12 protein-coding genes are annotated in these 16,237 nt (G+C 46.4%); 6 read left to right on the forward strand and 6 right to left on the reverse strand.

Annotated features, from left to right (window positions below; translation table 11 throughout):
- The first annotated feature begins 165 nt into the window (after positions 1 to 165).
- Positions 166 to 537: a hypothetical protein gene (locus ACXAGP_RS10225; protein ID WP_475261211.1), complete on the forward strand. Its 372-nt coding sequence runs from the start codon at positions 166 to 168 to the stop codon at positions 535 to 537.
- On the opposite strand, the gene ACXAGP_RS10230 is transcribed toward ACXAGP_RS10225, so the two are convergent.
- Genes ACXAGP_RS10230 through ACXAGP_RS10245 form a run of 4 tightly spaced genes read right to left on the reverse strand, consistent with a single transcriptional unit; the run spans position 534 to position 3,797 of the window.
- On the reverse strand, positions 534 to 1,757 hold the full coding sequence (locus ACXAGP_RS10230) for an ATP-binding protein (RefSeq protein WP_475261213.1): 1,224 nt from the start codon (positions 1,755 to 1,757) through the stop codon (positions 534 to 536). The two genes, ACXAGP_RS10225 and ACXAGP_RS10230, sit on opposite strands and share 4 nt — an antisense overlap.
- Before the next feature lie 18 nt (positions 1,758 to 1,775).
- On the reverse strand, positions 1,776 to 2,480 hold the full coding sequence (locus ACXAGP_RS10235; protein ID WP_475261214.1) for a response regulator: 705 nt from the start codon (positions 2,478 to 2,480) through the stop codon (positions 1,776 to 1,778).
- Positions 2,480 to 2,815, reverse strand: coding sequence for a DUF3019 domain-containing protein (locus ACXAGP_RS10240; protein WP_475261215.1), 336 nt, complete (start codon positions 2,813 to 2,815; stop codon positions 2,480 to 2,482). The genes ACXAGP_RS10235 and ACXAGP_RS10240 overlap by 1 nt, the downstream gene beginning before the upstream one ends.
- A 46-nt stretch (positions 2,816 to 2,861) precedes the next feature.
- On the reverse strand, positions 2,862 to 3,797 hold the full coding sequence (locus tag ACXAGP_RS10245; RefSeq protein ID WP_475261217.1) for a MipA/OmpV family protein: 936 nt from the start codon (positions 3,795 to 3,797) through the stop codon (positions 2,862 to 2,864).
- A 207-nt stretch (positions 3,798 to 4,004) separates the two neighbouring features.
- Between ACXAGP_RS10245 and ACXAGP_RS10250 the strand changes: the two genes are divergently transcribed.
- From ACXAGP_RS10250 to ACXAGP_RS10260, 3 genes are all read left to right on the forward strand, one after another.
- Positions 4,005 to 6,023, forward strand: coding sequence for a beta-propeller domain-containing protein (locus tag ACXAGP_RS10250; RefSeq protein WP_475261218.1), 2,019 nt, complete (start codon positions 4,005 to 4,007; stop codon positions 6,021 to 6,023).
- A 278-nt stretch (positions 6,024 to 6,301) separates the two neighbouring features.
- The gene (locus tag ACXAGP_RS10255) at positions 6,302 to 7,942 is read left to right on the forward strand and encodes an acetolactate synthase large subunit (protein WP_475261219.1); all 1,641 of its coding nucleotides are present in this window, start codon (positions 6,302 to 6,304) and stop codon (positions 7,940 to 7,942) included.
- Between the two features lie 9 nt (positions 7,943 to 7,951).
- Complete coding sequence (locus ACXAGP_RS10260; RefSeq protein WP_475261221.1) at positions 7,952 to 9,391, forward strand: aldehyde dehydrogenase family protein; 1,440 nt, start codon at positions 7,952 to 7,954, stop codon at positions 9,389 to 9,391.
- 50 nt (positions 9,392 to 9,441) lie between these two features.
- Here ACXAGP_RS10260 and ACXAGP_RS10265 read toward each other — a convergent pair whose 3' ends face one another.
- Entirely contained in the window at positions 9,442 to 9,714 is a 273-nt protein-coding gene (locus ACXAGP_RS10265; protein ID WP_475261223.1) for a hypothetical protein, read from the reverse strand.
- A gap of 244 nt (positions 9,715 to 9,958) precedes the next feature.
- Between ACXAGP_RS10265 and ACXAGP_RS10270 the strand changes: the two genes are divergently transcribed.
- The gene (locus tag ACXAGP_RS10270; protein ID WP_475261224.1) at positions 9,959 to 12,052 is read left to right on the forward strand and encodes a hypothetical protein; all 2,094 of its coding nucleotides are present in this window, start codon (positions 9,959 to 9,961) and stop codon (positions 12,050 to 12,052) included.
- A gap of 127 nt (positions 12,053 to 12,179) precedes the next feature.
- Here ACXAGP_RS10270 and ACXAGP_RS10275 read toward each other — a convergent pair whose 3' ends face one another.
- Positions 12,180 to 15,338 carry a PAS domain S-box protein gene (locus ACXAGP_RS10275; protein ID WP_475261225.1) on the reverse strand — a complete coding sequence of 1,053 codons (3,159 nt, stop codon included), beginning with the start codon at positions 15,336 to 15,338 and terminating at the stop codon, positions 12,180 to 12,182.
- Positions 15,339 to 15,583: 245 nt separating this feature from the next.
- Between ACXAGP_RS10275 and ACXAGP_RS10280 the strand changes: the two genes are divergently transcribed.
- Positions 15,584 to 16,207, forward strand: a complete 624-nt coding sequence (locus tag ACXAGP_RS10280; protein ID WP_475261226.1) for an HAD-IB family hydrolase — start codon at positions 15,584 to 15,586, stop codon at positions 16,205 to 16,207.
- Positions 16,208 to 16,237 lie beyond the last annotated feature (30 nt).

Here is a 16,237-nt window from a genome sequence, read left to right on the forward strand (position 1 = left end):
GTGGCTGGCATGGAATTATTTCCGGTTTAAATCGTCTAATTTAGATAAAACGCTGTGCTTTTTTTAATAATGAGAAATGGTTATCGAATTGCATACTCATCATTACTGGCAAGCTTGTCGATATAGAGTAAAATTTAAACTGACATCGGACCTTGATTTAACGCAATGAAACGTGCCTTTATTATCATAATTGAAATCGCTTTTCTGTTTGCAGTATTGCAAACCTCGTTCGCACAATATTTGCTGGGCGATGTGCAAGGGGAGGTGTCTGGCTGGTTTGAATCTGTAGCAAATTACAGTGAGCGCGAACAGTTATCTGAGTTGCGGCAGAACCTGCAGCCTCATGTGGCGAAATTGTCCGAGCAGCAACAAAGTTACCTCAACGAGTTGACCACAGACAAAGAAAGAATGCGTAAGTTTAGTGCAGACTATTGTAAGGGTGATGACAAAAACCCGTATGTTTACGGCGAAACATTGAAAGCAGTTTGCGCCGAGTTTGTCAGTAGTCGGGTGCTGTTTCCGGCAAAAAATACTTAGCCTTGGTAGGAGTAACTCAACACAAAACGCGCTCCCCCGAGCTTACTATCTTCCACCCAAACATCTCCACCATGCCATTGCTGGATCTTTTTCACTGTAGCCAGGCCCAAACCTGCGCCACCTTTATCCCGAGTTCGACTTTGATCGGGACGATAGAAGGCATCAAATATCTTACTTCTCAAATCTAGTGGAATACCCGGTCCATCATCTTCCACTACTAACATTAAGCTGCTTTGGGTGACTTCACTGCTGATTTGGATGCGCTGCTCAGCATACTTAAGCGCATTGTTAATTAGGTTGAGCAGGGCTCTCTCCACAAAATGGCCATCGGCTATCAGGGTGTGATCCTGGCAAAGGTTGCTGATGCTAAACATTTCAGTGTGTTGCTTAGGCAGGCCGGTAATGAGGGCCTGTGTCATCTCTCTAACCGGGATCTCAGCCACAGATAGCTCCGGTGTATGATGCTCTGATTGGGAAAACTCCAGCATTTCCTGGGTTAAGCGATCCAGTTCATTGAGATCTTCTTGCATGTCCGTTTGCAAAGTGGAATCGGGCAGTGTGGCCATTGAAAACTTCAGGCGAGCAAGCGGGGTACGGAATTCATGGGCAACCGCACTGGTGAGTTCCCGTTGATTGTTTAACAGATTTCGCACTTGCTGGCTGAGGTTATCCAAGGCTTGAGAGATAACATTGAGGTTAGAGGATGCGCTTAAATTCACCGATTCGATACTACCATCGGTTTGTACTGAGCGAGCTGCTTTTTCTAGTTTTTTGATATCTCGCCACAAAGGCCAGGTCCATAGTGCTACAAGCAATGCCAGAAGCGTATAAAAGGCAATGCGATACCAGAAAATAAAGCTCGATGGACGGCTATTCCCATCCAACTTCACCTGCAAATAATCCCCATCGGGCAGTTGCGTATAAATATTCGGGGTATCGTCAGTTTCGTATGAAATAATATACCCTTGCTGTTGGAATTGCGTTTCCTGCGCAGGAGCCAATGCTAATGACTGACTTGGTATCTTCTGAGCAGAGAGGTGAACACTGTTGTTCAGTTCCGAGATGTCAGTATCTTGTTGCACAAACCGTAAGCTATGGGCTAAAGATTCTATTTGTTTGTTTTCGCTGGTACTTTCCAGCATCAGTGTATCTAGCAGTGATGTAAGACCGACGAGGGCCAGTACGATAAATAGATAAAAACTGATGAATATGCGTAACACAGATGCTCCAAAAGCCCGCTAATCCCACGCATCCGAGACAAAAAAGAAGCCTTTGCCCCAGATGGTTTTGATACGGAAAGGCGCCTTGGCATCGTCGTGTAACTTTTTTCTCAGGCGAGATATGCGTACATCAGCAGAGCGATCTACACCATCGTATTCGCGGCCTATAATTTCAGTGTAAAGGGTGTCTCTATCGACCACTTTCGAGGCGTTTTTTGCCAATAACCACAGCATATCAAACTCGTGACTGGTGAGTTGTACCGTCTCTCCCTTGAGGCTGGTTTGTCTGGACTTTTTATCAATCGTTAGCTGTCCAAAACGCAACAGGTCTTCATTGCTTTCCTTGCTATTGGCTTTTACCGGATTAACGCGTCTCAATAGCGCGTGAATTCGCGCCAGTAATAACCTGGGTTCAACCGGTTTAACAATATAATCATCAGCTCCTAGTTCCAGCCCAATAACCTGATCAACGTTATCGCCTTTGGCTGTCATAAACAGGATGGGGCCAGTAAATTGACTGCGAATTTCGCGGCACAGAGTTAAACCGTCTTTACCTGGCAGCATGATGTCGAGAATGAGCAATTCCGGCTCAAACAAGTCTATTTGTTTTTCCAAATCTGAACCGTCTTCAAGGGCTAATGTTTGAATGTCATTGGCGTTCAAAAATTCTTGAGTTAGCTTGCGTAACTTCTCATCATCTTCCACAAGAATGGCTTTATGCATTAGAAAAAACTCCAGGGATTGCGCACTCGGCGCCGTTTTGATGAAGGGCTCAGGCTCTGCACCTGCAGGGTTTTAGTGGTACTGAGTTGACCATCAACCAGTATTTGCAATTTGGTGCTTTGGGTGAGTTCAAGGCTGAACTCAACCTGGCCCAGATCACTGCGTATACATCTTAGTAGCCTGTCACCCAGTACAAAACATACTTCTTGATGGGTGTTAATCAGGTCTCTTGGCAAATTGATATTTAGCGAGAGACGACAAAGCCCGCCCGGCTTGTCAGTAAAACAAGTCGAGGGAGCGATTTGCCACTCTTCTGGTGAGGCGTTAGTTGGCAATGTGGTAATCCCGCACCAAATCAATAAAGGCTTCAACAGCCAGGTCCTAGAACCTATAAGTAACCCCTGCAAATGTTGTTATAGTGTAATTTTTATCTACCAGCGGGCTATCCGACATAGCGGAAGGTAAATGGTTATAACTGAAATGTAATAACCAGCGCCAGTTCTCCGTAATTTTTCGGTTGGCTGATAAGCCCACCTGTGTGAACCAGGCAGAACCTGCTGTGTAGTGCAGTGTGGCATCGAAGGTATCGCGAGCATCGATGCCATAATAATAATCTAACAGCGCCGCACTTTTCCAGGTGGCGCGAAGGTTGGCAATAACGCGCCATTCCCCCAGTTCCATAAAGCGTCGATAGTTAGCACTGAGTGAACCACCTTGATAAACGTCGTTAATATCGTGGGCAGCACTTAAGGTCCATTCATTGTCACCTTGGTACCAATGCAATCGTATGCCGGCGTCTATGCCGAGTTTGCGTTTTGCCACGTTTTCAGGAGAAACCTGTATGTTGAGCAAAATATCTTGTTGATTATCATCTTCGTCATTCGGCGCAAGACCGGGAGCCGTGCCACTTTCAAAACCGCTGGAGATGCTACTGCCATCTAATACGAAGTTGCTAAAGTGGCTGCTTCTGAAATGTCCATATTCGCTGTTCAGGGTAATAAATCCCTCTGCTGCAAAGGTTTCCTCTTGAATCCATTGGTAGCCTATTTCTGTATTGTCCAGGTACCAGTTTTCGCCATACCAGGCGATATCAGGGATCACCACCAGCGGGGTATTGTCGGTTTGATAAAGGGGATTGGTGCGTACCCCAGCACCTAAACCCACAGCAATTTCTAGTTGGCCTTTTTCAAGACAATAAGATGCCATGCACTTTTCTTGCTCTTCCCGCGCGCTGGAAATTGCTGACACGCACAACAAACAAAGGGCAAGAGCCGCTTTGCATGTTTGTTTGTAGGTCAGTTTTATTCCTGTTGGCATGGGAGCAATCTATAGTCGATGATTATTTCAATATTGTTAAGCTTATCAAAGGTCTGACAAGGCCACATCAGGCGATTACAAATAAACACATTTCTTAAGATTTTGGAACGGATTTTGGTGAACCGTGAGCCTAATATAATTGCCAATATGAGGTTTTAGCTTTTTATCAAAAACATTCAACCAGGATCATCGTCTCAGGAGTTAGCCATGATCAAACGTGCTTTATCTCTCTCATGTGCCATCGCGCTGTTAACCGCGTGTGGTGGCTCAGACACTGTCACCACCCCCATCATTCCGCCGGAACCACCAGCACCACAATTACCCGAAATCAATGGCGCGCAAGCCATATCAGGTAGTTTGGTATTATCCGGGCCCGGCGATTTTGAACGTTATCTGAAAAATGGTATTTATAGTCGCTCCGCGGGTACCGACCGAGATGGTGGTATCCCAGCTGTACCTACTCTGGAGTTTAATGACGCTGCCAGTAGTAGTGGTTTTTCTCAAACCAACACGGCGGAAGTGGGTGTAGATGAAGCGGATCGCATTGAGTACGATGGCAATGTTTTGTACATCGCAACACAACCTGTCTGGAATGGCGTGGAAATGCCGGCCGCGACCGTTCGGGTGATGCAGCGCAACGACGACTTTAGCCTCACGGAAGTGAATGACATTGCTGTTGAATCAGAAAACAGCAATATCAATGGCATGTATTTATATCAAGACCGATTGTCTGTGGTGTCGAGTGGTTTCCCATTCATGACTTTAATGGACATTGCCAGCACCAGCTTTTTTGCTCCTGACGGCGGCTGGAGCAACTCGGTTGATGTGAATCTGTATGATACCAGCACACCGGCTGAGACTAACGAAGTCGCTGCTATTTCAGTGGATGGTTGGCTGGTGGCCAGTCGTCGAATAGACAACCATATTTACCTGGTAACTTCCTACAACCCTTATGTCGAGCTACCTCATCCTTATCCAGAGGATGACGCTCAGCGCCTCGCTAACTACGAGTTTTTGCAAACCGTTTCTATGGCTGATTTAATGCCTGATGTTCGGGTCAATGGCGTCGCTCAGGAATTGAGCCAGCCGGAAGAGTGTCTTATTCCGGAGGAGGCCACCGAGGCTGATGGTTACGCCAATCTGTTAAACGTGACGCGTATTAACATTGAACAACCAGAACAGTTTGAATCCATCTGCATGAGCACCTACGCAGATATCAGTTATATGTCCACCAATAGTCTGTATCTCGCTGCACATATGCAAGAGGGGATTTCGCTGCATAAATTTGATGTGGCATCCCAGTTTGCTTATGCCGCCTCGGGCGAAGTGGAAGGCGGTTTATGGGGACGGGATGGCACTCCACAATTGCGTATGAGTGAAAGTGATGACTTTTTGCGCATTGTCACCAGCCAGTGGACTGACAATGGGCCGGAGCACAAGCTCAGCGTCTTGCAGCAAAGTGACAGCGCATTACAGCTGGTGGCGCAACTGCCAAACGATGAACAGCCGGAAGCGATTGGTAAACCCAACGAGGATATTTTTGCTGTGCGATTTATTCAGGACCGCGCTTACATCGTCACCTTCGAACGAGTCGATCCGCTTTACGTCATCGATTTAGCCGATAATACTGCGCCTTTTGTGGCAGGCGCGCTGGAGATACCTGGTTTTTCATCTTATCTACACCCTCTTGAGAATGGCTATTTGTTAGGAGTTGGGCAAGAAGTAGAAGAAGTGGATTTACCCGGAACTGGCGATACGCCGCGCACAACTCCTGTTACAACGGGTGTTAAAGTCAGCCTGTTTGACGCATCCGATGCCGGTAATCCCATTGAGCTTGCCAATGTTTCTTTCGATGATACATACACTCCAGTGGAATATGACTATCGTGCGTTATCGGTATTACAAACTGAGCAGCAGTATCAATTTGCCTTACCGTTAGAGAGTTGGCTGGAAACTGAAGTCACTGATGAAAATGCCGAAGAGGGAACCACAACGACTATTTGGCAGCCTCACAATAGCCTATTGATGCTGGATGTAGACGCCACCGCCGGTGCAGCCCAAATGCAGGTCGTTAATCGCATGGAAGTGGAAAATGACCCTGAAAGCTATGCCTGGAGTGCTGATGACCGCAGTGTGATCCACGGCGACAACGTGTTCTTTGTACATGGCAATCAGGTTTGGCATGGACTGTGGCAAGCTGATTCAGAGGTCAATGGACCTTACTAAGATTTGCGCTCAAGGATGAGCTGCTGTCGCATTGTGTGTAAAAACTATTCTTAATCTGTTTGTAACATTAGTGCGGCAGGCTTCGCTTACCAAGGGTATAGACAGCACACGGACGTGTTGCCTTTAAACGCTGCATTATGCCCTTTGGCTATATCATCGAAAAAAACGAATGGTTCCATTCATTTTAATCACTTTAAAACCCGCCATTAAATCACCAGACTACTATACTCAAGTGCGAAAGTTGGTTTCACACGGTTGAATCAGTATTTGGAGAATACATGAAAGCATCAGACTTGTTTGTTAAAGCCCTCGAAGCTGAAGGGGTGGAGTATATTTTTGGTATTCCCGGTGAAGAAAACCTGGACTTATTGGAGTCGTTGCGTGGCTCCTCCATCAAGTTAATCCTCACCCGTCATGAGCAAGGGGCGGGTTTTATGGCGGCAACCTATGGGCGCTTGACCGGGAAAGTCGGGGTTTGTTTGTCTACCTTGGGTCCCGGTGCCACAAACCTGGTAACTCCAGCAGCTTATGCCCAATTAGGCGCCATGCCCATGATGGTGATCACCGGACAAAAACCCATTAAAACCAGCAAACAGGGCCGCTTTCAGGTAATAGACGTGGTGGACATGATGCGTCCCATCACCAAATATACCACCCAAGTGGTAAGCGGCGACCGTATCCCGTCTGTGGTGCGAGAAGCGTTCCGCTTAGCCGGTGAAGAAAGACCTGGTGCTGTGCATATTGAATTACCTGAAGATATCGCAGCGGAAATCACCTTGATGCCCTTGATCAGTGGCAGTGTTGCCCGACGCCCAATTGCCGAATACAAAGCGATTAATCGCGCGGTGGAAATGATTGAAGCGGCAAAATCTCCGGTTCTACTGATTGGCGCGGGTGCCAATCGCAAGCTCACCAGTAAGATGTTGACTGAATTTGTAGAAAAAACCGGTATTCCATACATCACCACGCAAATGGGTAAAGGCGTATTGGATGAACACGGTGAACTGTTTTTAGGTAACACAGCGCTTTCCGATGGCGACTTTGTGCATCGCGCCATCAATGCAGCAGATTTGATCATCAACGTTGGCCACGATGTGGTGGAAAAACCGCCTTTCTTTATGAAGCCCGGTGGTAGTAAGGTGATACACGTTAACTTCGCGGGTGCGGCGGTGGATCCGGTGTATTTCCCGCAACTGGAAGTTACCGGCGACATTGCCAACAGTATCTGGCAAATAAAAGAGCAAATCAGCCGTCAGGATTCCTGGGATTTTGAGTTCTTCCACAAGGTGCACGACGCTTATGTGCAGCACCGCAGCGAATCAGAAAATGACGACCGCTTCCCCATTTTACCTGAGCGCTTTGTACGAGATGTGCGTGAGGCCATGCCTAAAAACGGCATCGTCACCCTGGATAACGGCGTTTATAAAATCTGGTTTGCTCGCAATTATCCGGCGGCCTTTCCTAATACGCTATTACTGGATAACGCGTTGGCTACTATGGGGGCAGGCTTGCCTTCGGCCATGGCGGCCAAAATGGTACACCCGGATCGCCCGGTGATTACGGTGTGCGGTGACGGCGGTTTTATGATGAACTCCCAGGAATTAGAAACCGCAGTGCGTTTAAATCTGCACATTGTGGTATTGATCCTGCGAGATGACGCCTACGGTATGATCAAATGGAAACAGGCCAATATGGAGTTTGAGAACTTTGGTCTGGACTACGGCAATCCCGATTTCGTTAAATATGTGGAAAGCTATGGTGGTAAAGGTTGGCGTGTGGAATCGGCGGCAGAGTTATTGCCCCAGTTAAAACAATGTCTGGAGGAACCAGCCGTGCATTTGATTGATGTGCCGGTGGATTATAGTTTGAATGACGAAACGTTGAATAAAACCATCAAAGAATTGAGCAGCAAAATTTAAGGAGGCACCGTGAGCCAACAACTAGCAGAACACTATCCCTACTATCTGGCCAACAAAGCGGTTTATGCCAACAAAGATTTGGCCGTAACTAACAAATACACAGGTGAGGACGCCACGTATGTGGCACTGGCCGATGCAGAGGTGATTGATAAGGCAATCGCTGCCGCAGATGCCAGCCAGGAAGCCTTGCGCAAAATGACACCCTATGAGCGTCAGGATATTCTCAATCATTGTGTTAAACGTTTTCAAGAGCGCTTTGAAGAACTGGCTTATGCCCTTTGTATCGAAGCTGGCAAGCCCATTAAAGATGCCAGAGGCGAAGTCACTCGTTTGATTGACACTTTCCGTATCGCAGCGGAAGAAGCGGTACGCATGGAAGGCCATGTGATGAACCTGGAAATTACCCCGCGGGCCAAAGGCTATCAAGGCATGTACAAGCCCGTACCTATTGGACCTTGCTCATTTATTTCACCTTTTAACTTCCCGTTAAACCTGACGGCCCATAAAGTGGCTCCGGCTCTGGCAGTGGGTTGTCCGTTCGTACTCAAACCCGCCAGCCGCACGCCTATTGGTGCCATTATTATCGGTGAGATTCTGGCAGAAACCGATCTACCTGAAGGGGCGTTTTCCATCTTGCCTTGCAGCCGAGATGGTGCAGATCTGTTTACCACTGATGATCGGTTCAAACTACTCAGCTTTACCGGCTCACCTGGTGTGGGTTGGGAGTTAAAAGCCAAGTCGGGCAAAAAGCCGGTGGTATTAGAGCTAGGCGGTAATGCTGCGTGTGTTGTGGATGAAGATGCCGATCTGGATGACGCCATTGAGCGCATTATATTTGGGGCCTACTACCAGTCAGGACAAAGCTGTATCAGTGTGCAGCGGGTGATAGTGCACAGCTCTTTGTACGATGAGTTCAAAACCCGTTACGTGGACAAGGTAAGTAAGTTGGTACACGGTGATCCGCTCAGCGAAGATACCTTTATTGGGCCCATGATCTCTGAATCCGAAGCTAAGCGTTTGGAAGGCTGGATCAACGAAGCTAAAGAGGCGGGGGCAAGTGTACTCTGTGGTGGTCAGCGGGATGGCGCCATGTTGCAGGCCACGGTTATTGAAGGCGCTGCCAGTGATTCCAATATCAATGCCGAAGAAGCCTTTGGTCCGGTGTCTATCATTAGTTCTTTTGATGATTTTGACGCGGCCCTTGAGGAAGTGAACAACAGTCAGTTTGGTTTGCAGGCAGGTATCTTTACGCGGGATCTGTACAAAGCCCATAAAGCCTGGGACACCCTGGATGTGGGCGGAGTGGTGATTGGAGACGTACCCAGCTGGCGTGTAGACAACATGCCCTATGGTGGCGTGAAAGAATCAGGCTTGGGTCGAGAAGGCGTTAAATTCGCCATGGAAGATATGACGGAGTTACGCCTGATGGTGATCCGTACACCGCAGTAGATGAGATAAGCCAGCACCTGTTGGTGCTGGTTTCATTTTTGTCGGTGGTTTTATTTTTGTTGCTGGACCAGGTACTCCGTTCTGATCCTGTAGTTCTCTTCGAAAGCAACCATGGCCGCCATAAAACCAGAGAAAAGCACTATCCCCAAGCCAGAAACAAGTAATACCGCACCTAACACCCCGATAAAACGGATGTCAATGAGGGCAGCAATAAATGAAATTAGCCCCAGGAAAAACGAAATTGTGCCAAGAATCGCCAGCGCTCTGGCGAGAAACAACACAAGTTTGAGGTTTTTTGATTGGATATTTCCGTATGGCTTCACAGCTTCTCCTGTTAATTTTATATCTCCATTGATATTACGATAGTTTGTGCTGGATGTGTATTTAATTTACCATTTTGGAGGTTTCTGCGCCTTCAAACGAGGAGTTACGGATCCTTTCTCAAAGCATCACGGCAATAAATTTCAGTCCCGCCCTTGCATGGGGGACTATCCTGTTTTTCATTATAATTTTAAGGTAAATTAAATGGTCTTTTTCAGGCCTGTGTGTATCGACAAATAAAGGAATATGATGAAAAAAACAGGATTTTTCGTTTCTTGCACGCTAATTATTCTCATCGTCATTTCGTGGCAAACCCGACAAGAAACCCGTAAGGGAATTGATAGTCAGGCTCAGTTTGAGAGACTTGATAATCCGGAAGTAGTGCTTCCAGAACATCTGCCAGATGTTGAAGAAAAAAATTCGTTATCAGCTTTGTTGAGAGCAAAAGAACAATGCGATGAGAGGCACCTGACATACAGTGACAAAGTAAAAAGCATCAACAATAGCCTGATCCGTGCACTGCAAACGGAACTGCAAGCCGGTAGAACTGAATCTGAGCTAATGGCTTATGAAAAACAGCATACCACCTTTCACAGTAGCTTTGATGAGCTGTTATTATTTGCTCGCTTGAATCTGGAGAAACAAAAATATCAGTTTACCCGCTCTGCAGAAATACTAGGAGAATGGACAGGTTTGTCGGTGATCAAAGGTTTGAGTGACGAAATAGTGCCAGAGTTGATTACTCATTTGCAGGCGAATCCGCCTACCGGGATGAGGATGTTTCTTTCTTTAAAGCAGAATGTGAGTAAAGCACAGATACTTCAATTGTTTGATAATAAAGATAATTTTAATACTTATCTGGAATCCCCATTGGGAATTGAAGATGTTACCGTTATCTCTCCATCCGTACTTGTTATCTTGACGGCCACTCGATTGGATTTACAAGAGTTTCAACAGGCGATAGCGCAACACAACTTTACGGTAAATGACGTGGCAGTAGCGATACATAGCGAATTGCCTGTGGAATACATCAGTGCAGTACTGCAGCAAACTCAAAGCCCTGAAGCGATACCAGTGTTAATGCGGGGACCATTCAATGAAGCCTTTTTTAATCTGGCTGACATGGCCGCGGCAAAGCACAATACGCGCTTGCTGCAACTATTGGCCACTTATGGCGTAACCCCCTCTGATAAACCCGGAATTGTTACCGGACTGGATATTGCTATTGTTAACATGAAGTTCTATTCAGCTACTCAATCCTACCCGGATGAATACTTTGAAACCTTGGTGTATTTAAAAGGTAGAGGCTATCGGGCCCATGGTGAAACCGTACAATTTGATGGCGCTCCCGAAGTGCGTTTTTCACCACCTCATAACAAAAGCCAACTGAGTAGCACGGTATCGGATCCGGAATTGAAGAAATTACTTGAAAGTATTGAACTGATTGGCGTTGGGGAGCGTATCCCTCAGCTTGAACCTGACAATTCAGCATTGTCCAATGCCATAGCCATCGCCAAAGATAAAAGGCAAGAACTCAAGCGAGAGGGAGAACAATGCGCAGCTACCGAGAGGATGTTGCGCGACAGAGAAGGCTTTGCCGATTTCGAGGAAGCGCGTGAGATAATCAAACGCATTGAAGCTGGTACCACTGAAAGTGATAATACTGAAGTGGCGAAGCAACTGCATCAAATTGACCCGGCACTGTATGTCATCTGGTATGAGCAAAAAAATCACAGGGTTGGACGAAGCGAGAGCGCATTTTTAAATATTTTGCGAGAAAACAAACACCAGCAGGCACTGGAATACAGTACTACTTATCCAATAACCACAGTTGAAACAGATGCACTGTTGCGTGCCATGTTGGGCAACTTTGATGAATTGCTGTCGGTGTGGCAGGCCAGAGTGATGCCTGTGGCACCGTCATCTGTAGAGGCATTGAAATATTTGAAGTTAGAGCAGTGGCAATACTGGTACGAGCAAGGATTCGATTTTAATCTTATTGATCAGCAGGGAAGGGATGTTTTTGTTGCTGCTGCATTAAGTCAGGACGCGTTAAATGTTATTCGTTTTTTTGATGAGCAAGGGCTGAAGCCTCAAACGCGGGAACTCGGGCCAGATGTAATCGACGTTTTACTGGAGCTAAGTTATCGCGATGGCAAGGTGCACCCGGCGCTTGCGACAGCATTGCCTTTGGTTAATGAGTTTGAGCCAAATCACTATGCAAGAGTCTCTCGCCTTAAGCAATTTTACCCCGGTGAATACACTGCGCTGGTAACAATGAAACCTGCTCTTAAAGTAAAAGGTGATGTGCCGATGAACCGTTTTCGTCTCAGACTCTGAATGATGATGGTGATCCGCACACCGCAGTAAAACCTGATGTCCCAGCACTTATTTGTGCTGGGACATTAGACAATCCATAAGTTTATTCGCATGTACTGGTGCAGGCCAACAACTGTTGCACACGCGGCTAAGAGTTTAACTTGAAGAAGCTGAGATCGGAACGCATTTCGCCCACTTGATCTTGCATCATTTGACTGGCCGATGCGGCTTCTTCTACTAATGCAGCATTTTCCTGAGTCATGGTTTCCATTTGAGTGATGGCGGCGTTAATCTGAGATATCCCCATTTCCTGTTGCTTGGCCGCTTCCATGATGTCTTGCACTTGTTCGCTCACATCTACTACGGCACCCACGATTTGCTCTAGTGTTGTGCCTGATTCTCCAGCGGTTTTAACGCCTGCCTCTACCTTAGTGAGGCTATCACCAATTAAACTATTTATTTCTTTGGCTGAGGTCGCTGAGCGCTGCGCCAGGTTTCTAACTTCCGTTGCCACAACGGCAAATCCCCGGCCGTGCTCACCGGCTCTGGCGGCCTCCACAGCGGCATTCAAGGCAAGCAAGTTGGTTTGAAAGGCAATTTCATCAATGGTACTGGTAATATCCGCAATTTGTTTACTTGAGCGAGATATTTCTTCCATGGCATTTACGGTATTTTTCACCACATTTTGCCCTGTTTGAGCCAGGCTGCGTGTGTCTTGCACTGTGCTGGCGGCTTTGCTGGCATTTTCCGCGCTCTGTTTAATGGTTGCCGTCATTTCTTCCATACTGGCAGCGGTCTCTTCCAGGCTTGATGCCTGTTGGATGGTGCGATCATTGAGTTGGTTATTGCCACTAGCAATCTCTCGGGTGCCATGGTTTACCTGATCGGCGATACTTAAAATACTCTCTACGGTTTTTTGTAAGTGAGCCATCGAAGTATTTAACGAGTCTCGTACTCGATTCAGCTCTTCACCAAAGTCACCCTCCACTCTTGTGGTTAAATCGCCGGCTTCCAGTTGCGTAAGCGCACTTGCCATCTTGTCAGTGCCGCGTTTACGGCCAGTGACATCAACGCCAAAAAACACGATTTTAATAATTTCCCCTGAGGTATTTTTTATGGGATTAAAGGAGCCATTTAGCCAACATGTATTTTGCGCTGTTGTTGAAAATTTAAAGTCCCCAGAGACAAAGCTTCCACCAGAGAGGGTTTCGTTGAATTGTCTATACTCACTGCTTTCAGTAAAGTCTTTGTGCAACAATGTATTCCAGCTTTTCTGAGAGGCTGCTGCGCTATTATCAAAACCCAAGGCGTTGCAAAACAGGGGATTGCATTCTTCTAGCACGCCTTGCGGTGAGAATTCGGCTACTGCATTAGCACGGCCAATGGCTTCCAGTTTGGCAGTAAATTCCAGTGCTCTGACTTTTGTTTCCGTAATGTTGGTTTGAATGGAGATAAATTTTATTAGCTCTCCCGAGTTATCAAAAATGGGATTAATCGCCAGGGAAATCCAGTAGCTATTGCCTTTGTTGTCATAATTCAGGATTTCTTCATAGAAAGGTTGACGCGATGCCAGTTTTTCTCGAATCCGTTGTTTGGACTCGGGGCTGGTATCCTTGCCTTGCAGCATGTCTCCGGGCTTTTTACCCATACTTTCTTCATAAGAATAGCCCGTAAGTTTACTAAATCCGGGGTTGACGTATTCAATCAGTCCGCTGGCATCAGTGATAATTACTGAGTTGTCGGTTTCGTTGGCCACCAGTGATAAGTTTCGTATCAGTTCTCGCTGGCCTACTTCTGCTGTAATATCAGTAGCGTACTTAACGACTTTGAAAGGCTTACCATTTAAATCAAAAATGGGATTGTAGGTAGCCTGGATCCAGACTTCTCTGTTGTTTTTCCCTATGCGTTCAAATTCACCCGATTGGAATTCGCCGTGGTTTAAACTGGCCCAAAAATCGCGGTATTCGGCACTTTGCGCAACTCCGGGTTTGGCAAACATACTGTGGTGTTTCCCTTGAATTTCCGCCAGGGTATACCCCATGGTTTTACAGAAATTTTCATTGGCTGTAATGACAGTACCGTCAAGCTCAAATTCGATCACCGCCTGGCTTTTGCCCACGGCCTCCAACTGACCCTGGAAGTCGGCGTTTTTCAGTTTCTCCTGAGTCACATCAGTGGCAAACTTAACCACTTTAATGGGCTTGCCATTGGTGTCCAGAATGGGATTGTAGGTGGCTTGAATCCAGATTTCTTTGCCGCCCTTACCCAGCCGTTTAAACTCGCCTGATTTGTATTGGCCGCTGGCAAGTGTTTGCCAGAATTGCTGATATTCAAGACTATTTTTTAGACTATCTTCTGCAAACATGCTGTGATGTTTACCTTGAATTTCAGCGAGTTCATAGCCCATGGTGTTGCAGAAATTTTCGTTGGCAATGAGAATATTGCCCTTTAAATCAAACTCAATAACCGCTTGGGCTTTGTTGATCGCTTCCAGTTGCCCTTGATAGTCAACGTTTTTGCGCTTCTGCTCGGTGATGTCGGAAGCGAATTTTACGATTTTATAGACTCTGCCACTAGCATCAAAAATTGGGTTGTATGAGGCTTGCAACCACAGTTCAGCTCCGTTTTTGTGGACTCTTTGATATTCCCCTGCGGCAAATTCGCCGCGGCCTAATTTGTCCCAGAACTGGCGGTATTGCTCAGAATTGGCATAGTGTTGAGCAACAAACATCCGGTGATGCTGGCCTTTGATTTCTTCCAGACTGTAACCCACCGTTTGGCAAAAGTTATCGTTGGCGGTAATGATGGTGCCATCCAGATTGAATTGGATCACTGCTTGGGATTTGTCTATTGCCGCTAACTGGCTGGAAAAATCGGCATCCCTCAGCTTTTGAGCCGTAATGTCGGTGGCAAACTTTACCACTTTATAGAGTGTGCCTTGTTCGTCAAATACCGGGTTGTAAGAGGCATTAATCCAAACTTCTTTGCCTTGTTTTGTGATGCGTTTGAATTCTCCTGCGACAAAATCACCGGCATTGATCTTGGCCCACATAGCGCGGTATTCATCACTATTGGCGAATGCGGGCTCAACGAACATTCTGTGATGCTGGCCGACAATTTCGTCTTGCTGATATCCAAGGGCATTACAAAAATTGTCGTTAGCCTCCAGTATGATGCCGTCTGGTGTAAACTGAATGACCGCCTGAACCCGGTTCATTGCCTGATAAATAGCTGTTAACTCGCGGTTTTCTTGCTGCTCTTTTATCCTGTCTTTTTCAGAACTGTTGCTGAATAGATTGTTAAACATGTTGTAATCCCTTGATGTAGCGGGTAAACACCCATATTGGCAATGGGGGGGGAGACGTTTTGTTAAAGATAATACTAGCCGCATATTTCCAATATAGACAGTGCAACTTTAGTATTGTTGCTTGGCGCTAAGGGAAATATTTGTGGCGGTAAAGGCTATGGTTGCGCTATTTGATTTGCCCATCCATCGCGAGTTTGCCGTAAGATTTAGTTTAAAATTTAAGGCAATTGAGGGCATTGCGCATTATGTCGAAGAATTCGCAGAAACAAACACTCGTGCTGTTCGACTTTGACGGCACGTTGACCACCCAAGATACCTACACTCGCTTTATTTTATTTAGTACCGGACGTTTGCGTTTGGTATTGGGTGGTTTGTTGTTATCACCGGCTTTGTTGCTATATAAATGCAGTGTGTTATCTGCGTCAAAGTTACGCCCTTTGATTTCACGACTGGCCTTTGCTGGCCTGTCAGAACAAAGACTAAAGCGCAAAGTGGAGACGTTCGTATCGGACTACTTACCCGGAGTCATCCGCCCAACGTTGCTGCAAAAATTGCGCGAGTATAAGCAAACGGGAAATTCTGTGGTGGTCGTTTCAGCGACAGTCTCGGTCTACTTACAACAATGGTGTGAATTACAAGGTATTGATCTGGTGTGCAGTGAATTGGAAGTACGTCATGGTCGTTACACCGGGCATTATCTTGGAGGGGATTGCAGTGGTGTTAGAAAAGTGAGTAAGCTAAAACAGCGATTTGATTTGTGTGCCTTTCAGCAAGTGATTGCCTATGGGGATACTAAAGAAGATTTCCCGATGCTACAAATGGCGGACTTTGCCTATTACCAAGGAAAGCCATTTAAAGCCAAGCCTTGAGATTTTTGATGTCTGTTCACTAATACTCGG

It is taken from the genome of Planctobacterium sp. AWM4_229 (assembly GCF_056160305.1).

Coding starts and splice junctions, on each gene's coding strand:
- ACXAGP_RS10255 (WP_475261219.1), top strand. CDS start 6,302: ATGAAAGCATCAGACTTGTTTGTTAAAGCCCTCGAAGCTGAAGGGGTG.
- ACXAGP_RS10270 (WP_475261224.1), top strand. CDS start 9,959: ATGATGAAAAAAACAGGATTTTTCGTTTCTTGCACGCTAATTATTCTC.
- ACXAGP_RS10245 (WP_475261217.1), bottom strand. CDS start 3,797: ATGCCAACAGGAATAAAACTGACCTACAAACAAACATGCAAAGCGGCT.
- ACXAGP_RS10275 (WP_475261225.1), bottom strand. CDS start 15,338: ATGTTTAACAATCTATTCAGCAACAGTTCTGAAAAAGACAGGATAAAA.
- ACXAGP_RS10225 (WP_475261211.1), top strand. CDS start 166: ATGAAACGTGCCTTTATTATCATAATTGAAATCGCTTTTCTGTTTGCA.
- ACXAGP_RS10250 (WP_475261218.1), top strand. CDS start 4,005: ATGATCAAACGTGCTTTATCTCTCTCATGTGCCATCGCGCTGTTAACC.
- ACXAGP_RS10280 (WP_475261226.1), top strand. CDS start 15,584: ATGTCGAAGAATTCGCAGAAACAAACACTCGTGCTGTTCGACTTTGAC.
- ACXAGP_RS10235 (WP_475261214.1), bottom strand. CDS start 2,480: ATGCATAAAGCCATTCTTGTGGAAGATGATGAGAAGTTACGCAAGCTA.